Source organism: Mycobacterium montefiorense (assembly GCF_003112775.1).
Lineage (GTDB): Bacteria > Actinomycetota > Actinomycetes > Mycobacteriales > Mycobacteriaceae > Mycobacterium > Mycobacterium montefiorense.
On the sequence record NZ_BFCH01000011.1, the window covers coordinates 178564 to 196795 of the forward strand.

Below are 18232 nucleotides of genomic sequence, written 5' to 3' on the forward strand. Positions count from 1 at the left end.
CGCTACTTCGGATCGGCGAGCATCATGTCCAGGAAGCGTTCGTGTTGAGCCGCCTTCTGCGCCTGGCCCGGCGTGGCTGTGAGGTGCAGCAGTCCGATCCCGGCCGCGAACGTCAACTCCGCGCGCAATCGGGCGTCCTCGACACTGAAACCGCAGTCCGCGTACGCCTTTGCGACCGAACGAAGCAGGCGGCGATCGGCGTCGCGGATGTTGGCGGCGGCGGCCTGGTCGGTGCGGGCCCACTCTCGCATGGCGCGTTCGAGCATCCAGTGCTGCGGCCGAACCAAGGCAATCATCATGGTGGACAGCCGTTCCCGGGGCGGCAGCGCATCGATCTCGTCCAGCGATTGCCGGTCCTGCTCGCGGAACGTGTTCCACGATTCGACGAGTGCGGCGCGGTAGCTATCCATATCCTCGAAGTGCCAGTAGAAGCTTCCGCGGGTAGCGCCGACTTGCCGGCAGAGCCGTTCGATCTTCAGGGCGCGTGCGCCCTCTTCGGCGAGCAAGGTGTACCCAGCCTGCAACCAGTCGTCGGCTGACAGGCGCGTCGAGGGCTTACGCGCGGCCACGTCGTGCAACGTTACGGGCAATCAGACCGCATCGTGAGACTTGTGCGAAATTAACGCCGCGTGTCGGTTGGGATCGTTGGCAGCCGCGCGGTTTCGTCCAGGTCGACATCGAGTGCGTTAAGCATCAACGCAAGCCCCGCGTACCTGCTGATAACCATCAGCACCTCCACGGTGGCCTCGGCTCCCAGTGCCTCGCGCACGCCCTCGAATAGTGCGGCCGCGACTGAGCGGGTGCTGACAAGTTCGGTTGTCAGTGTCAGCACCGCGAGCTCGGTCTCATCGAAATAGCCTGTTTGCCAATCGGACTCGGATATGACGGCGCCGATCTCGTCGGCGCTAAGCCCCGCCGTGCGCGCGACGTCGCGGTGCTGGCCGAGCTCGTAGGCGCAGTCCATCAGCGAAGCGGTCCGCAGCGTCACCAGTTCACGCAACCGCCGGGGCAGCACCGGACTGGTCAGGGCGTCGCGGCCGGCCAGCATCCAGCCGGTGAAGGCGTTCTCGGCGTTCGCCAGCGTGCGGTAGACGTTGAGATTGCCGCGCTCCCCGGTCAATTCGCGGGCCTGCTCGGTCATGTCTTCGGGCCGCCGATACGGGATGCGCGTCATTCGATATCCAAGTCGACGGCGTTGAGGACCAATGCCAGCCCGTAGTAGCAGCTGACGATCATCAGCAATTCGGTCAGCACCTCGTCGCCGAAGACGGCCTGGGCGGTCGCGAACGACTCGTCGCGCAGGTGGTGGGTGGTGCACAACTCGGTGACGACCTCGACGGCCGTGCGTTCGGTGTGGCTGAAACCGGCTCCGTCGAGTTCGCCGGTAGCAAGCGCGTCGAGCTGTTGCTCGGTGAGCCCGGCGGCGCGGCCCAAGAGCAGGTGCTGGGCAAGCTCGTAGGCCGAGCCCTGCAGGTTGGCCACCCGCAGCACGATCACTTCCCGCATGCGCGCGCTAAACGTCGGGCTGGCGTAGAGCTCGTCGACCATCTGCGACCAGCCGGGAAACACGTTGGGCGCGTTGGCCAGTAGCCGGAAGACGTTGAGGTTGCCGCGCCGGTCTGCCCACTCGCGAATGGACTCGGGCTGCTGGTCGAGGTCGGCGAGCTCGATGCGTGTCATGGCATCACTGTGCCGCGAGGGTGAACGTCCAGTCCAGCGTGACGAAGGGTTCGTCGGCTTTGGTTCCATCCGGCGCGATGCCCGGCTCGTGGCGCGTGAAGTCGGCCTTCAACGAATCCTGCGCCGAGAACACCGCGTCGCAGTCGATGTACGGGTCGTCTTTGAGGAATAGCTGCGTGATCAGCGACTGGTAGCCGTCGGCCTGGAACCAGAAGTGCACATGCTGGGGGCGCATCACGGATCGATTGGCGGCTCGCATGATCTCCCCGCACGGGCCGTCGGTGGGCACCGGGTAATAGCGCGGCGTGATCGAGCGATACCAGAATTCACCGTCGTCGTTGGTGGTCAGCAGCGCGCGCATGGCGAACTCGCCGTGCAGCTGCTCGGTCAGCTGAACATCGTAGAACCCGGTGCCGTCGCTATGCCAGGTGTCGACCTTCGCGCCGGCGATCGGCTCGCCGCTTTCGTCGACGACGCGGGCAGTCACGAACATCGGGGTTCCCGCGACGCCGTTGGAGATGTCGGCCCCGTTGGGGACGGTCGGGCGGCCCTCGACGTAGAACGGGCCCAGCAGCGCGGAGTCGGTGGCCGACCCGCCGGGGTTCTCGTTCATGGTGTCCAGCAGCATCGACAGCCCGAGGATGTCAGAGAGCAGCACCACCTCTTGACGGGTGGGGCTGGAGATTTTTCCGAGCTGTTCGACGAAGTCCATTGCGGTGAACCATTCGTCGCCGGTCAGCCGCACCTCCCGGGCGAAGTCGTGCAGATGCTGGGTCAGGCTTTGGAAAAGTTGGCGGAAGCGATCGTCGGTCGATGTGTCGAAGGTCTTCAGCACTTCGTCGGTAATCGTCTCTTCGGTGAGATTGGTCGCCATTGTGGTTGCCTTCCTTAGGGATTGATCACGACGCGGCCGGATACTTGGCTGGCGACCGCTTGATAGGCTGCCGCGCTGTCGTCGAGGGAATAGCGCGCGGTGATGGGCAGCGGGCGAAAGTCGCCGGATTCGAAGTGGGGCAACATCTTCTGCAGGATGTGCGCGGAGTCGACGACACTGAGTTTGCCGCTGTCGACGCCCAGGATGCGGGTTTCGTTGCGGTACAACGCCCTTATATCGATGTCGACCTTTGGCGAGCCTGCCGCACTGATGACCACCAGCCGGCCGCGCCGGGCCAGCGACGCAAGCGCCGCGTTCGTCGTCACGCCGCCGACCGCGTCGTAGACGACGCCGACTCCGCTGCCTTTGGTGAGCCGTCTGATTTCGGCGGCGACGTCGGTGTCCAGGGCGACGAACTCGTCGATCACCTTGGCGGCGGGTGTATCCGGCTCGGGTTTGCGACGGCTCACGCCGATCACCGTGGCGCCGAGCGCGTGCGCGATCTGGGCGACGGCGCCGCCCACTCCCCCGGAGACGCCGAAAATGGCGATCGTTTCGCCTTTGACCAGTCGCGCCGTCTCGACGGCGCCGGCCCAGGCGGTGACGAAGTTGACGCCGACGGTGGCGGCTTCGTCGAAGCTGAGCGCTTCGGGTTTGCGTGCCAGTGCTTCGATAGGCACTTCTATGAGCTCGGCGTGCGAGCCGTCGCGGGTGAATCCGACGTCGCCGCCGGTGCCCCACACTTCGGCGCCCTCCCATTCGGGCGGGCCGCTGACGACGACACCGGCGAAGTCGCGTCCGGGGATGCGCGGCAACACGGTCCAGTCCATCAGTCCGGCAACATTTTTCATGTCGGACGGGTTGACGGATGCCGCTTCGACGCGAACGATCGCTTCCTGCGTCGTCGGGTCCGGCAGATCGGCGACGTGCAGGACACTCGGATCACCGAACGTGTCGAAACGCAAGGCTCGCATGGCTGCTCCTCCAATGAGGTGATGGTCACTTTAGCTGCCAAGCCAAGGAAACACCTTCGGATCGATCGCGTCCAACGTTGAAAATCGATCAGAATGATCGCCGTTCGCGATAGATTGTTGGGATGGAGATGCGGCAGCTGGAGTACTTCGTCACGGTGGCCTCAGAGTTGAACTTTTCTCGGGCGGCCCAGCGGATCCACGTCGTGCAGTCCGCGCTGTCGGCGTCGGTAGCGAAACTGGAAAAGGAACTCGGCGTCGAGCTGTTCGACCGGTCAAAGCGCCAGATCGTGCTCACCGCGCCGGGCGAGGTTTTTCTGCAGCATGCCCGCGAAGTCATCCACACTGCGCAGCGGGCTCAGGCGTCCATGGCGGATTATCGCGATCAGCTGACCGGCACCGTCACACTCGGCACCCTGATGTCTTGGGGTGGGTTGAATCTGGCGACCGTACTCGAAGAGTTCCGGCGGCTGCACCCGCTGGTGACGGTTCAGCTGCGCCAAAGCCTCACCGGGTCGGCTGGCCATCTGGAGGCGATCGCCGACGGGAAGATGGACCTCGCCCTGGTGTCTCTGTCCGCCTCGCCATCTCGGCTTGTCGCGGTGCGCGAACTGACCCACGAGCCCATGGTCTTCGTCTGCAAGCCCGGCCATGAGCTGGCGGGTCGCCGGCACGTGAAGTTGGGCGACCTGGACGGGCAGGACTTCATCCAATTCCCGCGCGGGTGGGGGATTCGTCAGCGCCTGGATGCGGGTTTCGCCGCCGTCGGGGTGCAGCCGACGAGTGCCTACGAAGTCGCCGACTACGCGATCGCCGCCGAACTCGTCAGGCACCGACTGGCAGCGACCGTGCTGCCCGTCAGCGCGGCCGAACGATACCCCGACCTACGCGGTATCCCGTTGAGCCCGCCGGTGACGTGGACGCTGTATCTCGCATCCGCCGCGTCGCGAACCGGCGCCGTGACGGCACTCGTCGACACGATCAGCCGTTACATCGAGGGGTGAAATTCACTGTGTCGCATGAGATCTGCGCCGGGGGGTCTCGTCGTAGAAGTCGGCCCGAGTTGGCTCACGTTAGTGCGCGCGTCGGCGCGGATCGCGGTGAGGGTGTTGCCGAGGTCGTCGGGGTGGCGGGCCGGTGGTGCGGGTCTGGTTGTCAGCGTTGAATTTCACGACGCAGTTGCTGCGCGTATCGCGAACGAATTTCCTGATACCCAACCCGTTTGGGCTTTGATCCGGTGCTGGTCATGACCGGCGGCGGTGAGCTACCTAGTTGGTTGTTGGTGGTGGTTGGGGTTGGAAGGGTTGGTACCACCACCAGTTCGCGCGTTCGCCGGTGGGGCCGGGGCACGGCCGGACGGCGGGCGGGGCATGGGTGGGCGGGCGCGCAAGCGATTCTGCGCTGAGTGGTCGCCCGGAGCGGTCGGCGACCGTCAGGTCGCCGGCGGGTCCGGTGATGGTGATGACACCTCGGTGGTGCAGCCGGTGGTGGTACGGGCACACCAGCACTAGGTTGAACAACTCGGTCAAACCGCCGTCCTCCCAGTGCCGGATGTGATGTGCGTGCAAACCGCGGGTGGCCCCACAGCCCGCAACCGCACACGTTCGGTGGCGGTACTCCAGCGCGCGGCGAAGCCGCCGGTTGATCACCCGGGTCGCTCGCCCGGCGCCGATGACCTCGCCGTCGCGTTCGAACCAGACTTCACAGGTGGCATCACAGGTCAGATATTGGCGTTCAGACTCAGTAAGTAACGGACCCAGATGCAGCGCCGCGGCGCGCTGCTCAACATCGACGTGCACCACCACAGTGGTGTGCTGCCCGTGCGGGCGGCGGGCCGCCTCGGCGTCCCACCCCGTCTCGACCAGGCGCATAAACGCCTCGACAGTGCCCGGCAACGGCGGCACCTGATCGCAGGCCCGGTCATCCTTGTCGTGATCGTGCTTCCACTCGGCGATCAGCGCATCACGATAAGACGCCAGTGCCGCATCGAATTTCGCGGCGTCCAGGTGCGGGAGTTTGATCCGCCAACACGTGAACTCCTCGTCAGTGGACTGGGTGATCGAGGCCTGCGGACCCGGCCGAGCCGAGTCGGGTTCAGGTTCGGGTCGCGGTTCCAGATTGACCGCGGTACGCAACTGGCTGACCGTCGCCACCGGGGCCAGCTCCGCATAGTGCTCATCGGATCCCTCGCCCGCCCGCGCCGCGATCACCCCGATCTGATCCAACGACAGCCGACCCTCCCGCATGCCCGCCGCACAGCGCGGAAATTCCTCAAACCGGCGCGCGACCGTAGCGATCGTGTGGGCATTTGCCGATGACGAGCCGAGCTTCCACGACATCAACGCCGCCACCGACCGCGCCCCCGTCATTCCGCATAGCTCGTCGCGCTCCATCTCGGCGGCAATCTCCACGATGCGCCCGTCGATGGCGTTGCGCTGACCGGCCAACTCCGCCAACTCCTCAAACAACACCTCCAGACGCTCCGTAGGGCTCAACGCCACGGGAGACGATGCGGTCCAAGACATAACGACATCATCGCAGCCAGGTACGACAAATCTCGACCGCCCAATTCCACGCCGGCCACGCCTCGCGTCCGTATCCACAGTCACGAGTTTGTCCACAGACTCTGCCGACCATCGACCATGGGTGGCGGTGGCTCGTCGCAGCCACCGCCATCCCCAAATCGTCAGCCAAGTCAGGTCATACCGCTCAGCCCGCCGCTGTATCTGGCCTCCGCGCAGTCCCAAACCGGCGGCGCCGTCACGATCACGCGTTATGTCGATGGCTGAAATTTATTGTGCCGCGCGAGATCTGCGGCGGTCTCCGTCGTCGAAGTCGGCGCCTAATGCGGCGTAGGCGCCCACGTACTTGTTCGTGAGTCGGGCACGGTCGGACTCGGCCAAGTTCGCCAGGCGCTCGGGATCGGTGTTGTCGGCCAGATCCGCGAGCTTCACTTCCCGCGCGGTGGGGTGCTCATTGATGCGTTGGTAGTAAGTGGCCGACGGCTGGTCGTCGCGGCGGGTGAGTAACTCGATCGCGTCGATCGCCGCTTGTGAGATTCCGCGATTGGTCAGTTCCGCCGCGTCGATGCCGGTGTCCTCAATAAGGTCGTGCAGCAAGGCCGCGACGACGGCGTCGGTGTTGGCGGGGTCCACGTAGGAGGCCACGCGGCGGACGTGTCCCACGTAGGGCATGCCGGCCTTGTCGACCTGGCCCGCATGCGCCTCGGCTGCAATGGCGTCTGCGGTAGCTATGGGGTCCACGGGCGCCCTCCTTTCAGTCGTCGTCGGGACGGATGCCTTCCGACTTCAGGATGTCGAGAACATCAATCGCCGATGGATCATCGACGTCGACATCGATTGCGATGGGCTCGATTTCGCCGCCCTTCTCGTACAAGAAGCGCTCGCGGTACGCCCAGTAGGCGGCGTCGGCAATCGCCGTGACTGCCTTCCAGTTCAAGGCGGCGCCAATGCCGACTCCGATGATAGGCACCAGTTGACCAAGCTTTTTGATCGCCAACGACTCGCCAAAGTTGACGGCGAACTTCTGAACCACGTTGGCGAACGCTTGTTGATCGAGTTCGTGCCAAGCCTCATCTCGAGCAAGGCTTTCGGTCAAGATCGCAAGCTGTTGGTAGGCAGCGGCTTTCGCCGATGTTGAGCCTGCCAGCCCCAATCCGATGACTTGCATTACGAAAACCTCTTCGGCGGGGTTACGTGGATCGTAGCCGTAGTAGAGTGCATGCTTAGCCACCACTCCAGTGCACGCGGTCAACAGCGCTGCGGCATCGACACCCATCGCCGTGGCGACCGCGCCCAATCCGGGAACGGCCGCGGCTCCAGCAGTTGCCGCCGCCCCCGCGGCTGTCACCGCCTCACCCCCGCTGATCACCAGGCCGGCTGCCGCACCTTCTGCGGCTGCCGATAGCGAGTAGGCATGATGCAGCAGCGTGAACGACGCGACGTCGTCGATCGTCTTCAGGTCGAGCTTCTTGATGTCGTCGAGGTTTTGTACCGCATGACCTTTTTTCGCGTAGGCACTGATGACGCGCGAGTCGGACGTAGTGAGTTGGCTCGTCCGGCTCATGACCTTGCCCGCACCCTCGGCGGTTGTGTCCAGCAGTTCCACGACGGGTTCGGTCACCGTCTTGACTCCCGGCGCCTTCATCAGCTTGTTCATGAGCCCGGGGCCGATGCCGCTGATATCGAAGGGGATCAGTCGGCGCGACTCGCGACCGAGGATGCGCGCCTTATGTGCGGCGATCTTCTCGAGCTGTTTCTGCTCGTATTCAGATAGCGCCACCTGCTGCTCCCCACGTGATTGTTCTGAGCAACATCACAGCACACAAATGCCGACTGGATTAGTTTGCGATTGTGCCCCGTGCGGCCACACGAACGGGTGGGGCCCCGGGAGCGGCGGCGGGGTTTTAGGGCATTTGCCCACACTGTTTGATGTCTGGTGCGTCACCACCCGCAATCGGCCGGGCCGGTCATGTACCTAAGCGATGTTTGATCGTCACGCGTGTTCGCCGGTGTGAAAGGCGTCAAAGCTGCAGAATGGCGAAGTGGTTGGGGCAATGGACCAGGATGCAGTGCGCGCGATGGCTATCGAGTGGGTTCAGCAGCGATCACTAGGTGGCACGGTGCCGATCAGTCGTGATGCACTTGCCAACGACTTCTACATCGGAGACGTTCGGTTTCCACTCATCGACCGAGGCCGTGGGATTCGCAAGCCTTTGGGCTGGTCAACGGCACTGTCGATTCTGACGGTTTTCCCCAAGAGCGGCGTACGGCCATATGCAGACGCAACAGGAGCAGACGGCTTACACCGGTACAAGCTCCGGCGAGATCAACTGGGCACTATCGAAAACGAAAGCATGAGGGATGCGGTCCGTCTGAGAGCTCCACTCATTTGGTTGGTTGGAGTTGCGCCTGGCCTGTTCAACGTGGTCGCGCCCGTTTTCTTGATTGCAGAGGAGGCGAGCGAAGCTCAATTCGTCATGGCGCTGACAACCGGACAACTAGGAGTCGATGTCGACTCGCCCGTGGAATCTGCCTTGCGGCGCTACCTTTTTGCCGAGACGAAGCGTCGACTTCACCAGCCCGTCTTCGCGAGCCGAGTCATGCTGGCCTACGAAAGTCGGTGCGCGGTTTGCAGCCTGCAGCATCGCGAACTACTCGACGCCGCACATATTGTTCCAGATAGCGTCGCTGGGTCTTTGGGCGAACCCGTTGTGGCAAATAGCTTGGCATTGTGCAAGATTCACCATGCAGCCTATGATTCGAACATCCTTGGTATCCGGCCCGACCACGTCGTCGAGATACGGTACCAACTTCTCGACGAGATCGATGGCCCCATGCTGCAACACGGGTTGCAGCACCATCATGGACGCCAGCTCATGAAACTCCCCGCCAAGCGAACCGAGCGGCCAGACCCCGATCGGTTGGCTTTTCGCTATCGGGAGTTCAAAGTCGCATGATTGCAGTCCGAAGCCCGTTGAGGGGCCCCTGCAGCACGCACGAAAGCCGGAAAGCGAGTTGTGACGAACCGGCGCGTTGAACTACGAAGGTGCGTCCTGAGTTGTGACGGCTTTAGATGGCCTTGCCCTTCCGGCGAGCTGTATGTGGCCTGGAGCCAGTTACCATCTAGTTTTTGTTGAGGCCGAAGTGTCGAGTCAAGAGAACGTTTTTCCAATACGATTCGCGGTCGCGGACTTCGTCATCGGAGGTGCGCATAGACCAAAATTCCAGCAGCGCGAATCGGAGGTTGGACCGAGCGTAGTCAGAACCCTTCTGACCCACCAGCTCCTTGAGCGCAACGTTGTTGCCGTGCAGGCCATCGACATACTGGCGTAGTCTGGCCCATATCCCGGTGTCCCCGTAGGCAGCTCCGACGTAAGCCTTACCGGTAGCGATGTCGTGAATGACGTACACGCCCTTCATGTATTGCAGGGCTCCGCGCCAATCGTTCCACTCCTGTGCAACCGCAGTCTCCAAGACACCGATGGTGTGATTGATTCGGTTGTGCCCACGAAATGGCTCACCCGTGTACGGCAGCTTGGAGATAGACACCACCTCGATGTCGTCGAGGTAGGTGTCCATGTTTAGTCGGATTGCCCGACCTGTCGGTCGGAACCTCACCCACAGGCGCTGGACGTAAGGCCCCATCAGGTCGTCGCGCAATGCAATCCTGTACGAGTGGGCATTCGGCTTATCACCCCGAGCCATGACTTCGAAAATGCCGCCAAAGAGCCATAGAGTCGGGTCGTTTCGGTCCCGTGCAAGCGTGAAAATGAATCGGCGGTTGAACTCATTGCGGGCGGGCCGCCATCGGCTCCATTTGACCCACTCGTCCCATGAGCGTGTCAGGACATCGATCGGGTGGTCAGTGCCATTGAAGACCGCGCAGTGCAGCTTGCACTCGGCCGCGTCGAGGTCGCCTATCAGGCTTCGTAGTGAAATTGCCGTCATTGAGCGGAGGCTACTGTCCCGACCCAAGTTGCAACGGGCGGCCCCACACATCAGCAAGCGCGACAACGGCAGGCTCAAGCTCAGTGTTCCGCACCATACGTGCCAGGGCGAGCGGCTTTGCCTCTACCCGTTCCCAAACGATCAGCGCCTCGGGTTGTGAGAACAAAAAGTAACTGAAATCTCCCTCGTACTCCGACCCGGATCCGTAGTCTCGCAGCGCATCCTCAATCTGTGTCCGACGCTCAGCAACAAATCTTGCAAGCGTTTGCCCATAGGAAGCTGCTTCGCCGACGTCGATGCTTGGTTTGATCTGGTTGAGTACTTCGAAGGAGAGATCTCGCTCGCCAGGCTCGCTGACAAACGTGAGAAACCAACGCTCGGCCTCGTGTAGCAAGAGCGCACTGCCGTATCGCGGGTCCTGTTCCAACTCGGTGATCACGGTGTCAACCTCCTCGTCAAACATCTCAACAAGGACCGACAACCTCGCGATCTTTCGAGCGATCGCCGGAGAAGGATCGATCAGAGGCTTGTAGATGAGGCCGTGTTCCAAGTACGCCCATACGTCCTGCGCCTGCGTACGAAGTTGGATTTCACACTCGACAGGCAAGTCGTCGCTGGTTAGGACATCCAGGAGCCCGATCTGGACGTGGACGCCCGTGTACCGAACCTCTCGCGGATCTCCGGTGTACATCGACTTGTCGGTGGTCCCTAGGTAGCCCAACCCTTCTACCCCGTCCTCCAGAACCTTCCGGAGGTCGCGCACTTCGCTCAGCTTGTGCACCACGACCTGGGCTCCGACCTTGTCGGTCGTCTTATCCCAACAGTCGTCACCGTACTTGCGCAGCTTCTTAACGAAGCTACTGATTTCCTTTGCCCTCACCTTCACGTGCGCGTCCGGGATGCCAGAGTTCCGCAGAACATCCGCAAGCCGTTGCCGAAGCAGTTCAGCAGCTCTCTGGAAAGTCGGAAACTCGCCGATATATCTGAGCCGAGCCTCCTCCAGAGCGGCGGTTGAAGCCACCTAACCAGTTCGCTTCCCGCTCGCCCCACCCATCTGCTTAACCTTGTCGCGAAGGGTTATTACCGAATCCACCCCGTCGCCATTTTGGACAGTCAGTGATCCGTCGCTGAACATGTCGGGTGGCGCGAAGACATCGGCACCTCGTTCAGTGCGTATCCTCATACGGCGAATGTTGTTCTTAATCAAGGTCGTATCCTTTACGAATGACTTTATGGGTAGTCCTTCGTCCTGAATCCGCTCTAGGAACAGGTCTTGGTCATCTTCTCGCAGATGGTCAGCCGCAAACTTCTCCGGCTGGATTGTGTCAGATGAACTTTGTAGGTCCGCCAATAGTGCGATCTCATAGACGGCATTCTTCTCCGGATCATCCCGGCTGCGCTCGGCAATGAATTGTTGAGCCAATTTGAGAAAAGTTTCAGTCTGAACGTCTGCTTGCTGCCGGAACCGGCAACCTAGGAACGCAATGAAGTAGTCGGCAACCCCACCAAATCTCTGTTGATCATCCACGACATGACCATCCAGATCGCCCTTAGCGGACGCGACGAAAACCCCTACCTTAAACACCCGGGTTCCGTCACCAAGGATCAGGTCTCGCAGGTGTTCGGCCTTAAATGTTCGTTGTCCCTGTTCGTTAGTTGTCTGCTCAACCCGCATGCCCTCTTGGTGTTCCATTTTTGCGACAACCACACAACGCGCCCCACCAACATCGCCGATCACGGTCATGACAAGCCCGCCTGGGCTGACCGGCTTTTGATGAAGGTGAAGCAAGCGAGCAAACTCACGACTGTGCCCGACGAAATTCTCGGACGAAGCCAGCAACTCTCGCAACTTATCTGGCACTTCCGAGCCGATGGAAGCATCCTCATCTACGGGCCGTGCGTATCCACCAAGGCTCTGCCGCAGTCGTCGCTGTATGAATGCGCGATCGTCGGCTGTCAGAGCGATGGGCGCCTCGGAATAGAGGAGCTCATCTGCTCCACCTGACGACGCCTTTCCTTTCGGGACTGCATGCATGATCACTTCGACCGGCTTGAAAACGCCAGCTTTAAATGCAGACACCGCCCACCACCTTTCCTGCATCGAACTGAGATATCTTCACAACTCGGCCGTGGTAGTAGGAGTAGGCACGCCGAGAATTCAGCTCGCAGCGATCTGACTGACTTGCCGCTTCCTTGCACCCGCAGGAAGCTACGCAGACGGCTTCAACCCTTCGTAGACGACCGAGTTCAGTTCCTAGGCAGCTATTGAGACAGCTCAGGGTTGTTGAAAATCTGCGTTGACAGACCCTCGGCAGAGGCCATCGCGTCAATAAGCGCGGTGGCGAACTCGTTCTGCAGGTCAAAGCTGGCCGAGAACTGCGCAAGCGAGTTGTTCTGAGCTTGTTGTCGCAGGGTCTCGCTTTCTTTGAGGCGGTCCTCGATATGGGTGACGACGTTGCGGACGCTGGAGTCGGAGCGCTCGCCAGAAAGCAGGTCATCGATCTGTGCCGACAGGCCGAACGTGGCCGCAACGAGCAGATTCGAGTGCCTCCAACAGCGTCTCACTCTGCGCCAACGGGTGCTTCGCATTGGCCCTTGCCCAGGTGCTTGGCTCTCTAGTCCATCAACCAGCGGACCGCGAGGGAGGCTAAGTTCGCGCAGTGGCCAACCCATAACCGGCCGCAAGAAAATAGTGGGTCAACGCAATCCATCAGGACCCCTCTCTCGACGTCTGGCACCATCACCCTTCGAACAGTCCTACGGCCGCGGTGGCAACGCCGCCAGCCATCCATCCGTAACCAGCTCGATCATCTGCCCATCCGGGTCGCGGATGATGCCCATCATTTCCGACACCGCCTCCTCGACCACCGATCCTCCGAACTTCGGAACCTTCGCCAACACAGCAGCGAGGTCCGACACCGACATCGAAATGTGTGTCAGCCCAACCTCATCCATGACGCGCGTCGCCCCGGCGTGCACTTCGCGCTTCGAATAGTCGATGAGTTCGAGCACGAAGCCGTCCTTCACCAGATAGGTCGCCTTCACCCCGAGCGGCTCGGGAAGCTGTACAACCTGCGCCGTCATGGCGTCCGGCGGTTCGAGCTCCCACCAGTACTGGAAACCGAGCACTTCCTCGTAGAACCGTCGCGACCGCTCGGTATCCCTGACACATAAGCCAACGTGGTTGAAAACCGTTCGATTATCAGTCATCGCTCCTACTTCAGTTGCGGCCCCAGAAGCTTAATAATGCAAAGATAGCCAGAATGCAATCGAGGCCCAACCCACCCGGCGTCAGCGCTGACGCCGTGGTCGACTTCGACCACCACTCCGATGAGTTCAACCTCAACCTGCAGGCGGCCAACGCCGACCTGAGACAGAAATGTCCCGTCGCCTGGAACACGAAGTACGACGGCTTTTGGTACCTCAGCAGCTACGACGCCGTCAGCCAAACCGCTCGAGACGACGCAACCTTCTCCCACAAATACGACCCCGACGCCGAGAACGGCGTCAACTATCAAGGTGAGATGGGTGTCCCGCGCCCCGAAGGCCAACCGGCCCTGGGCATTGGCGAGATCGACGGCGACTACCACTTGGCCCTACGGCACGCGCTGGCCCCGTTTTTCTCCCCCGGCGCCGTCGACAAAATGAAGCCACTCATGGAGGAGAAAGCCCACGAGTTCCTCGACCAACACATCGAAAACGGCGCGATGGACTTGGTGCTCGACTACGCCAGCCCGGTCCCGGCCATCCTCACGATGAAGCTGATGGGCCTCCCACTCGACAACTGGCACATTTACGCCAGCATGTTCCACAACGTCATGGCCGTCCCGCAGGACAGCCCCGAATATGCCGAAGCCATCGCCAAAGTCCCGGCCATGATGGAAGAAGTCCTCCAACACGCGGCCGCCAGACGGGCCGACAAGAAAGAAGACCTGACCAGCTTCCTGATCCAATTCGAGTTCGAAGGCGAAAAACTCGACGACACACAGCTCCTCAACATCCTGTGGAACCTGATCGCCGGCGGCGTCGACACCACCACCTCCCAAACCGCGCTCACGCTAAGGCATCTGGGCACACACCAAGACCTCAGACAGCAACTGATAAACCACCCCGAGCTTTACCGCACCGCCACCGACGAATTTCTGCGCTACTTCACAGTCAACCGGTCACTCAGCCGCACCGTCACCAAAGACGTCGAGCTCAACGGCCAACACCTCAAGAAGAACGACCGGCTCATTATCAGCTGGCTCTCGGCCAACCACGACGAAAAAGAATTCGAACGACCCGACGAAGTCATCCTGGATCGAACGCCTAACCGCCACCTAGCCTTTGGTCTCGGGCCCCACAGATGTATCGGCTCGCATCTGGCGCGTCTGATGTCCGAGGTGTTGGTCAAGGCGGTCCTCGATCGGATCCCGGACTACCAGGTCGAAGAAAACGACACATACCAATACATGAGCAACCCGAGCATGACAGGCCTGAGCAAACTCCCGGTCACGTTCACGCCGAAAGCCAAACGCGATTAGACCACCGCCAGCACCGGCCAGCGACCGCGCACACCCCGAAGTTCGTGCGTGCCCTGGCTTTTGAACGCGATCCGAGACCCAAGCACCAACGGCGGAACCACGCCGGACACGAATACTTCCCCGGGCCCCGCCATCGCCATGATGCGCGCCGCGACATGAACCGCGATCCCGTACACGTCGTTGTCCACCATCTCCACCTCACCGGTGTGCAGCCCGGCGCGAACCGTGAGTCCGAGGTCTTGCACCGAGTCGCGAATCGCGCACGCGCAGTTGATCGCTCGTGCCGGCCCGTCGAACGTCGCCAAAGCGCCGTCACCAGTGAACTTGACGACTTCACCGCGCGCACTCAAGACATGCTTTTTCACGATCTCGTTGTGTGCATCGAGCTCGACCGCCCACGCATCGTCGCCGATAGATTCGGCGCGTTCGGTCGATCCGACGATGTCGGTAAACATCACCGTCGACAGCACCCGGTTGGTCGGCGCGGCCGCGCGCCCCCCGGTGACGAACGATTCGATCTCGTCGACCACCCGGTCGGCGTCGCCGGCGAACCACACGTCGTCGTCCCCGTCGAGCTCCACCAACCGCGCCTGCGGGATGCGATCGGCAAGGTAGCGACCGTGGCCGTCGATCACATGGCGGTCACCGCTGCGATGCATCAACAGCGTCGGCGCCTGGATGCTGTCCACCGCAGGCCGAACATCGGTGCGCAGGAACAGGTCGAAGACCTCCTTGAAATATCCGGGGCCGCCGGACAGCCGCTCGCCACGCGACCACCAACGCCGCTTACCGGCATCGCGAGCAAAGCTGGGCCCCAAGTTATCCGTCACACCGCCACGCCCGACGGTGTCGCCAAAGGAGTCGACGTACCGGGTGAACGTCGGTTCGGGCATCCCGTGCGGATAGTCGTCGGCGCGCTGAAAGCGCGCATACGCACGCACAACACCAGCGACCGCACCCGGTGCGGATGGCTCGCGGCCAGCAGCATGACCGGAAGCGCCGACTCGGACATCCCGAACACCGTCGCGCACTCACTCCCGACGGCGTCGAGCACCGCGACCAGCCCGTCGGTCCACGCCTGCATCGCCGGGCGGTCGTGGATCGGCACCGCATCCGAGCTGCCCACCCCGAGTAGGTCGGTCATGATCAGCCGGCTGAACGACGCCAGCCGACGCAGGTGCCCGGCGACGGTCGGCTCGTCCCACAGCAAGTCGATCGGGAACGTGCCGGTGGGGACGAACAGGAGGTCCGGCCCGTTGTCGGCCACGACCTGATACGCGAGATGGGCATCGCCGTCTCGCGCATAGACCGTTTCGGGCACGGCCGCCATGCAAGAAGCATGCCACCCTCGCGAACTTGACCGGCGGTCAATCTGGGTCCACTGTCGGGTACATGAGCATCGATGACGACCCGGTCACGACGCTGGACGACCTCAAGAACGACTTGGCGGGCCGGCACAAGTGGACGCCGAGCGGCGGCTCCTTGGTCGACCCCGCGATCGTCGACGCCGACATGGCGGCCCTGGACCGCGATGGCTACGTCGTCTGGGAAAACCTGCTCAGTGCCGACGAGTGCCAGCAGATCCGGGACACCGTCACACCCTGGCTCGACCACACCGGGCGCAACGCCTTTGAAGGGCGGCGCACCCAGCGCATCTACAGCGTGCTGAGCAGAACGCGCGGGTGCGACCGGCTTGCCGATCATCCGCGGGTGCTGGCGGCGCTCGATCGGCTGCTGATGCCCAACTATCTGCTTTCGGCGTTGCAGGCCATCAACATTCAGCCCGCGGAGTCCGCGCAGCTGCCCCATCACGACGACGGGTTCTACCCGATTCCGCGACCGCGAGCGCCGTTGACCGCCGCGACGATCTGGGCTATCGACGACTTCACCGCCGACAACGGCGCCACGGTGATATTCCCCGGCAGCCATCGCTGGGGCCCGCGCCCGCCCGGACCGGATGACCCGTCAATACCTGTCGTCATGCCCGCCGGCTCCTGCGTCTTCTTCGTCGGAACGACGTGGCACGGCGGCGGCACCAACACCACCGACCGCGCACGACTAGCCGTCACCGCCCAGTACTGCCAACCGTGGCTGCGGCCGATGGAAGCCTTCACCCTGTCCATACCGCGCGACGCCGCGCGAACGGTCTCGCCGGACATTCAGCGCATGATCGGCTACAGCATCCACCCGCCGTTCGTCGGCGCGGTCGACGGCCTGCACCCCTTGCGGTTGTTGGAGCAGCCCCAGTAACACCGCCTACAGTGTGCGTTCATGGGCGACATCACCGAGCAGCTCGCGGACATCGTCGGAAGCCACAACCTCCTAGAGGGCGAAGCGATCCCCGACGACTATTGGCACGACGAGGAGCTGACGCATCCGCCGCAGCAGCCTGCCTACGTCGCGAAGCCGGCCACCGCCGAGGAGGTCGCGCAGCTGCTGAAAGTGGCTACGGAACAACATATTCCGGTGACGGCCCGCGGATCCGGGACCGGCTTGTCGGGTGCGGCGATACCGCGCGCGGACGGGCTGGTCATCTCCTTCGAGCGGATGAATGCCGTCCTCGAGGTCGACACCACCAACCAGGTCGCCGTCGTCCAACCGGGCGTGACGCTGCTCGAACTGGACGCCGCGACCGCCTCGGCAAACCTGCGCTACATGGTGCAACCCGGCGAACTGTCCTCCAGCATCGGCGGCAACGTCGGCACCAACGCCGGCGGCATGCGCGCGGTCAAATACGGCATCGCCCGCAATAACGTGCTCGGCCTGCAGGCCGTGTTGCCGACCGGCGAGATCATCCGCACCGGCGGCAAGATCGCCAAGGTGTCCACCGGCTACGACCTGACCCAGCTGATCGTCGGCTCCGAAGGCACCCTAGCTTTGGCCACCGAGGTGATCGTCAAACTGCATCCGCGGCTCGGACACAGCGCCACCGTGCTCGCCCCGTTCGCCGACTTCGACCAGGTCATGGAGGCGGTGCCGCAGGTCATCGCCAGCGGCCTCGGCCCCTACATCCTGGAGTACATCGACAACGTGACGATGGCCGCGCTCGTGCACACCCAGAACCTAGAGCTCGGCGTTGCGGACCAGATCCGCGACAGCTGTCAGGCGTATCTCGTTGTGGGACTTGAGAATCGCACGGCGGATCGGCTGGACGAGGATGTCGAGCGGACCGGTGAGCTGGTCGCCGAGCTGGGAGCCCTAGACGCCTATGTGCTCGAAGGCGGCTCGGCGCGCAAGCTGATCGAGGCGCGCGAGAACGCGTTTTGGACGCTGAAGGCGATCGGCGCCGACGACCTGATCGACACGGTCGTGCCCCGCGGCGCGATGCCGAAGTACCTTGCCGCCGTGCGCGGCCTGGCGGCCGCGGTCGGCGGTGGCGCGGTGGGCTGCGGGCACGCCGGCGACGGCAACGTGCACCTGGCGATCTTTTGCCCGGACCCCGACACCCGCAAGAAACTCCTGACGGACATCTTCGCGCTGGCAATGGAGTTAGGCGGCGCGATCTCGGGCGAACACGGCCTCGGCCGCGCCAAGGCTCCCTACTGGCGCGAGCTCGAAGACCCGGTCAAGGTCGACCTGCTGCGCCGGATCAAGCAGAGCTTCGACCCGGCCGGAATCCTCAATCCCGACGTGGTCTTTGCTGCAAAAGTCTGAGTGACCCCGGCACCCGCCGCATCACCGATCCAGATTCCTTTCCCAGATTGCAATCAC

20 protein-coding genes are annotated in these 18232 nt (G+C 62.7%); 5 read left to right on the forward strand and 15 right to left on the reverse strand.

Going from position 1 to position 18232, the window contains the following annotated elements:
• Positions 1-2: 2 nt before the first annotated feature.
• From DB708_RS08470 to DB708_RS08490, 5 genes are read right to left on the reverse strand one after another with little or no spacing between them, the layout of a single operon-like run.
• Complete coding sequence (locus DB708_RS08470; RefSeq protein WP_108921493.1) at positions 3-569, reverse strand: TetR/AcrR family transcriptional regulator; 567 nt, start codon at positions 567-569, stop codon at positions 3-5.
• Between the two features lie 50 nt (positions 570-619).
• Positions 620-1174 (reverse strand): carboxymuconolactone decarboxylase family protein, encoded by a 555-nt coding sequence (locus tag DB708_RS08475; protein ID WP_108921494.1) that lies wholly within the window; start codon positions 1172-1174, stop codon positions 620-622.
• Positions 1171-1680 (reverse strand): carboxymuconolactone decarboxylase family protein, encoded by a 510-nt coding sequence (locus tag DB708_RS08480; protein ID WP_108921495.1) that lies wholly within the window; start codon positions 1678-1680, stop codon positions 1171-1173. The genes DB708_RS08475 and DB708_RS08480 overlap by 4 nt, the downstream gene beginning before the upstream one ends.
• 4 nt (positions 1681-1684) lie before the next feature.
• Positions 1685-2554 (reverse strand): dioxygenase family protein, encoded by an 870-nt coding sequence (locus tag DB708_RS08485; RefSeq protein WP_108921496.1) that lies wholly within the window; start codon positions 2552-2554, stop codon positions 1685-1687.
• 14 nt (positions 2555-2568) lie between these two features.
• Complete coding sequence (locus DB708_RS08490) at positions 2569-3528, reverse strand: quinone oxidoreductase family protein (RefSeq protein WP_108921497.1); 960 nt, start codon at positions 3526-3528, stop codon at positions 2569-2571.
• 122 nt (positions 3529-3650) lie between these two features.
• On the opposite strand from DB708_RS08490, the gene DB708_RS08495 reads away from it, so the two are divergent.
• Entirely contained in the window at positions 3651-4529 is an 879-nt protein-coding gene (locus DB708_RS08495) for a LysR family transcriptional regulator (RefSeq protein WP_108921498.1), read from the forward strand.
• 264 nt (positions 4530-4793) lie between these two features.
• On the opposite strand, the gene DB708_RS08500 is transcribed toward DB708_RS08495, so the two are convergent.
• The 3 genes from DB708_RS08500 to DB708_RS08510 form a co-directional block, all read right to left on the reverse strand.
• The gene (locus tag DB708_RS08500; RefSeq protein ID WP_108921499.1) at positions 4794-6050 is read right to left on the reverse strand and encodes an HNH endonuclease signature motif containing protein; all 1257 of its coding nucleotides are present in this window, start codon (positions 6048-6050) and stop codon (positions 4794-4796) included.
• 267 nt (positions 6051-6317) lie between these two features.
• Positions 6318-6788: an HD domain-containing protein gene (locus DB708_RS08505; protein WP_108921500.1), complete on the reverse strand. Its 471-nt coding sequence runs from the start codon at positions 6786-6788 to the stop codon at positions 6318-6320.
• 13 nt (positions 6789-6801) lie between these two features.
• The gene (locus DB708_RS08510; RefSeq protein WP_108921501.1) at positions 6802-7827 is read right to left on the reverse strand and encodes an EcsC family protein; all 1026 of its coding nucleotides are present in this window, start codon (positions 7825-7827) and stop codon (positions 6802-6804) included.
• 274 nt (positions 7828-8101) lie between these two features.
• Here DB708_RS08510 and DB708_RS08515 point away from each other — a divergent pair, with 274 nt between their 5' ends.
• The gene (locus DB708_RS08515) at positions 8102-9004 is read left to right on the forward strand and encodes an HNH endonuclease (protein WP_235616685.1); all 903 of its coding nucleotides are present in this window, start codon (positions 8102-8104) and stop codon (positions 9002-9004) included.
• Between the two features lie 166 nt (positions 9005-9170).
• Here DB708_RS08515 and DB708_RS27220 read toward each other — a convergent pair whose 3' ends face one another.
• From DB708_RS27220 to DB708_RS08540, 5 genes are all read right to left on the reverse strand, one after another.
• Positions 9171-9995 carry a GIY-YIG nuclease family protein gene (locus DB708_RS27220; protein WP_108921502.1) on the reverse strand — a complete coding sequence of 275 codons (825 nt, stop codon included), beginning with the start codon at positions 9993-9995 and terminating at the stop codon, positions 9171-9173.
• Positions 9996-10005: 10 nt separating this feature from the next.
• Positions 10006-11016 carry a RelA/SpoT domain-containing protein gene (locus tag DB708_RS08525; RefSeq protein ID WP_108921503.1) on the reverse strand — a complete coding sequence of 337 codons (1011 nt, stop codon included), beginning with the start codon at positions 11014-11016 and terminating at the stop codon, positions 10006-10008.
• Positions 11017-12075 carry a nucleoid-associated protein gene (locus tag DB708_RS08530; protein WP_165839771.1) on the reverse strand — a complete coding sequence of 353 codons (1059 nt, stop codon included), beginning with the start codon at positions 12073-12075 and terminating at the stop codon, positions 11017-11019. It abuts the gene before it with no gap.
• Positions 12076-12257: 182 nt separating this feature from the next.
• Positions 12258-12560, reverse strand: coding sequence for a hypothetical protein (locus DB708_RS08535; protein WP_235616686.1), 303 nt, complete (start codon positions 12558-12560; stop codon positions 12258-12260).
• Between the two features lie 192 nt (positions 12561-12752).
• A complete protein-coding gene (locus DB708_RS08540; RefSeq protein ID WP_108921505.1) occupies positions 12753-13205 on the reverse strand; it encodes a VOC family protein in 453 nt (150 codons plus the stop codon).
• Between the two features lie 53 nt (positions 13206-13258).
• Between DB708_RS08540 and DB708_RS08545 the strand changes: the two genes are divergently transcribed.
• The gene (locus DB708_RS08545; protein ID WP_108921506.1) at positions 13259-14521 is read left to right on the forward strand and encodes a cytochrome P450; all 1263 of its coding nucleotides are present in this window, start codon (positions 13259-13261) and stop codon (positions 14519-14521) included.
• Here the strand turns inward: DB708_RS08545 and DB708_RS08550 are convergent.
• Positions 14518-15414: an adenylate/guanylate cyclase domain-containing protein gene (locus DB708_RS08550; RefSeq protein WP_235616687.1), complete on the reverse strand. Its 897-nt coding sequence runs from the start codon at positions 15412-15414 to the stop codon at positions 14518-14520. The genes DB708_RS08545 and DB708_RS08550 overlap by 4 nt on opposite strands.
• Positions 15348-15851, reverse strand: coding sequence for an alpha/beta fold hydrolase (locus DB708_RS27580; RefSeq protein WP_235616688.1), 504 nt, complete (start codon positions 15849-15851; stop codon positions 15348-15350). The genes DB708_RS08550 and DB708_RS27580 overlap by 67 nt, the downstream gene beginning before the upstream one ends.
• A 62-nt stretch (positions 15852-15913) precedes the next feature.
• On the opposite strand from DB708_RS27580, the gene DB708_RS08555 reads away from it, so the two are divergent.
• Positions 15914-16771 carry a phytanoyl-CoA dioxygenase family protein gene (locus DB708_RS08555; protein ID WP_108921507.1) on the forward strand — a complete coding sequence of 286 codons (858 nt, stop codon included), beginning with the start codon at positions 15914-15916 and terminating at the stop codon, positions 16769-16771.
• A 21-nt stretch (positions 16772-16792) separates the two neighbouring features.
• Positions 16793-18175, forward strand: coding sequence for an FAD-binding oxidoreductase (locus DB708_RS08560; RefSeq protein WP_108921508.1), 1383 nt, complete (start codon positions 16793-16795; stop codon positions 18173-18175).
• Positions 18176-18232: the final 57 nt, after the last annotated feature.

Coding starts and splice junctions, on each gene's coding strand:
- DB708_RS08475 (WP_108921494.1), bottom strand. CDS start 1,174: ATGACGCGCATCCCGTATCGGCGGCCCGAAGACATGACCGAGCAGGCC.
- DB708_RS08480 (WP_108921495.1), bottom strand. CDS start 1,680: ATGACACGCATCGAGCTCGCCGACCTCGACCAGCAGCCCGAGTCCATT.
- DB708_RS08485 (WP_108921496.1), bottom strand. CDS start 2,554: ATGGCGACCAATCTCACCGAAGAGACGATTACCGACGAAGTGCTGAAG.
- DB708_RS08490 (WP_108921497.1), bottom strand. CDS start 3,528: ATGCGAGCCTTGCGTTTCGACACGTTCGGTGATCCGAGTGTCCTGCAC.
- DB708_RS08495 (WP_108921498.1), top strand. CDS start 3,651: ATGGAGATGCGGCAGCTGGAGTACTTCGTCACGGTGGCCTCAGAGTTG.
- DB708_RS08500 (WP_108921499.1), bottom strand. CDS start 6,050: ATGTCTTGGACCGCATCGTCTCCCGTGGCGTTGAGCCCTACGGAGCGT.
- DB708_RS08515 (WP_235616685.1), top strand. CDS start 8,102: ATGGACCAGGATGCAGTGCGCGCGATGGCTATCGAGTGGGTTCAGCAG.
- DB708_RS27220 (WP_108921502.1), bottom strand. CDS start 9,995: ATGACGGCAATTTCACTACGAAGCCTGATAGGCGACCTCGACGCGGCC.
- DB708_RS08540 (WP_108921505.1), bottom strand. CDS start 13,205: ATGACTGATAATCGAACGGTTTTCAACCACGTTGGCTTATGTGTCAGG.
- DB708_RS08545 (WP_108921506.1), top strand. CDS start 13,259: ATGCAATCGAGGCCCAACCCACCCGGCGTCAGCGCTGACGCCGTGGTC.
- DB708_RS08550 (WP_235616687.1), bottom strand. CDS start 15,414: ATGCCCGAACCGACGTTCACCCGGTACGTCGACTCCTTTGGCGACACC.
- DB708_RS27580 (WP_235616688.1), bottom strand. CDS start 15,851: ATGGCGGCCGTGCCCGAAACGGTCTATGCGCGAGACGGCGATGCCCAT.
- DB708_RS08555 (WP_108921507.1), top strand. CDS start 15,914: ATGAGCATCGATGACGACCCGGTCACGACGCTGGACGACCTCAAGAAC.
- DB708_RS08560 (WP_108921508.1), top strand. CDS start 16,793: ATGGGCGACATCACCGAGCAGCTCGCGGACATCGTCGGAAGCCACAAC.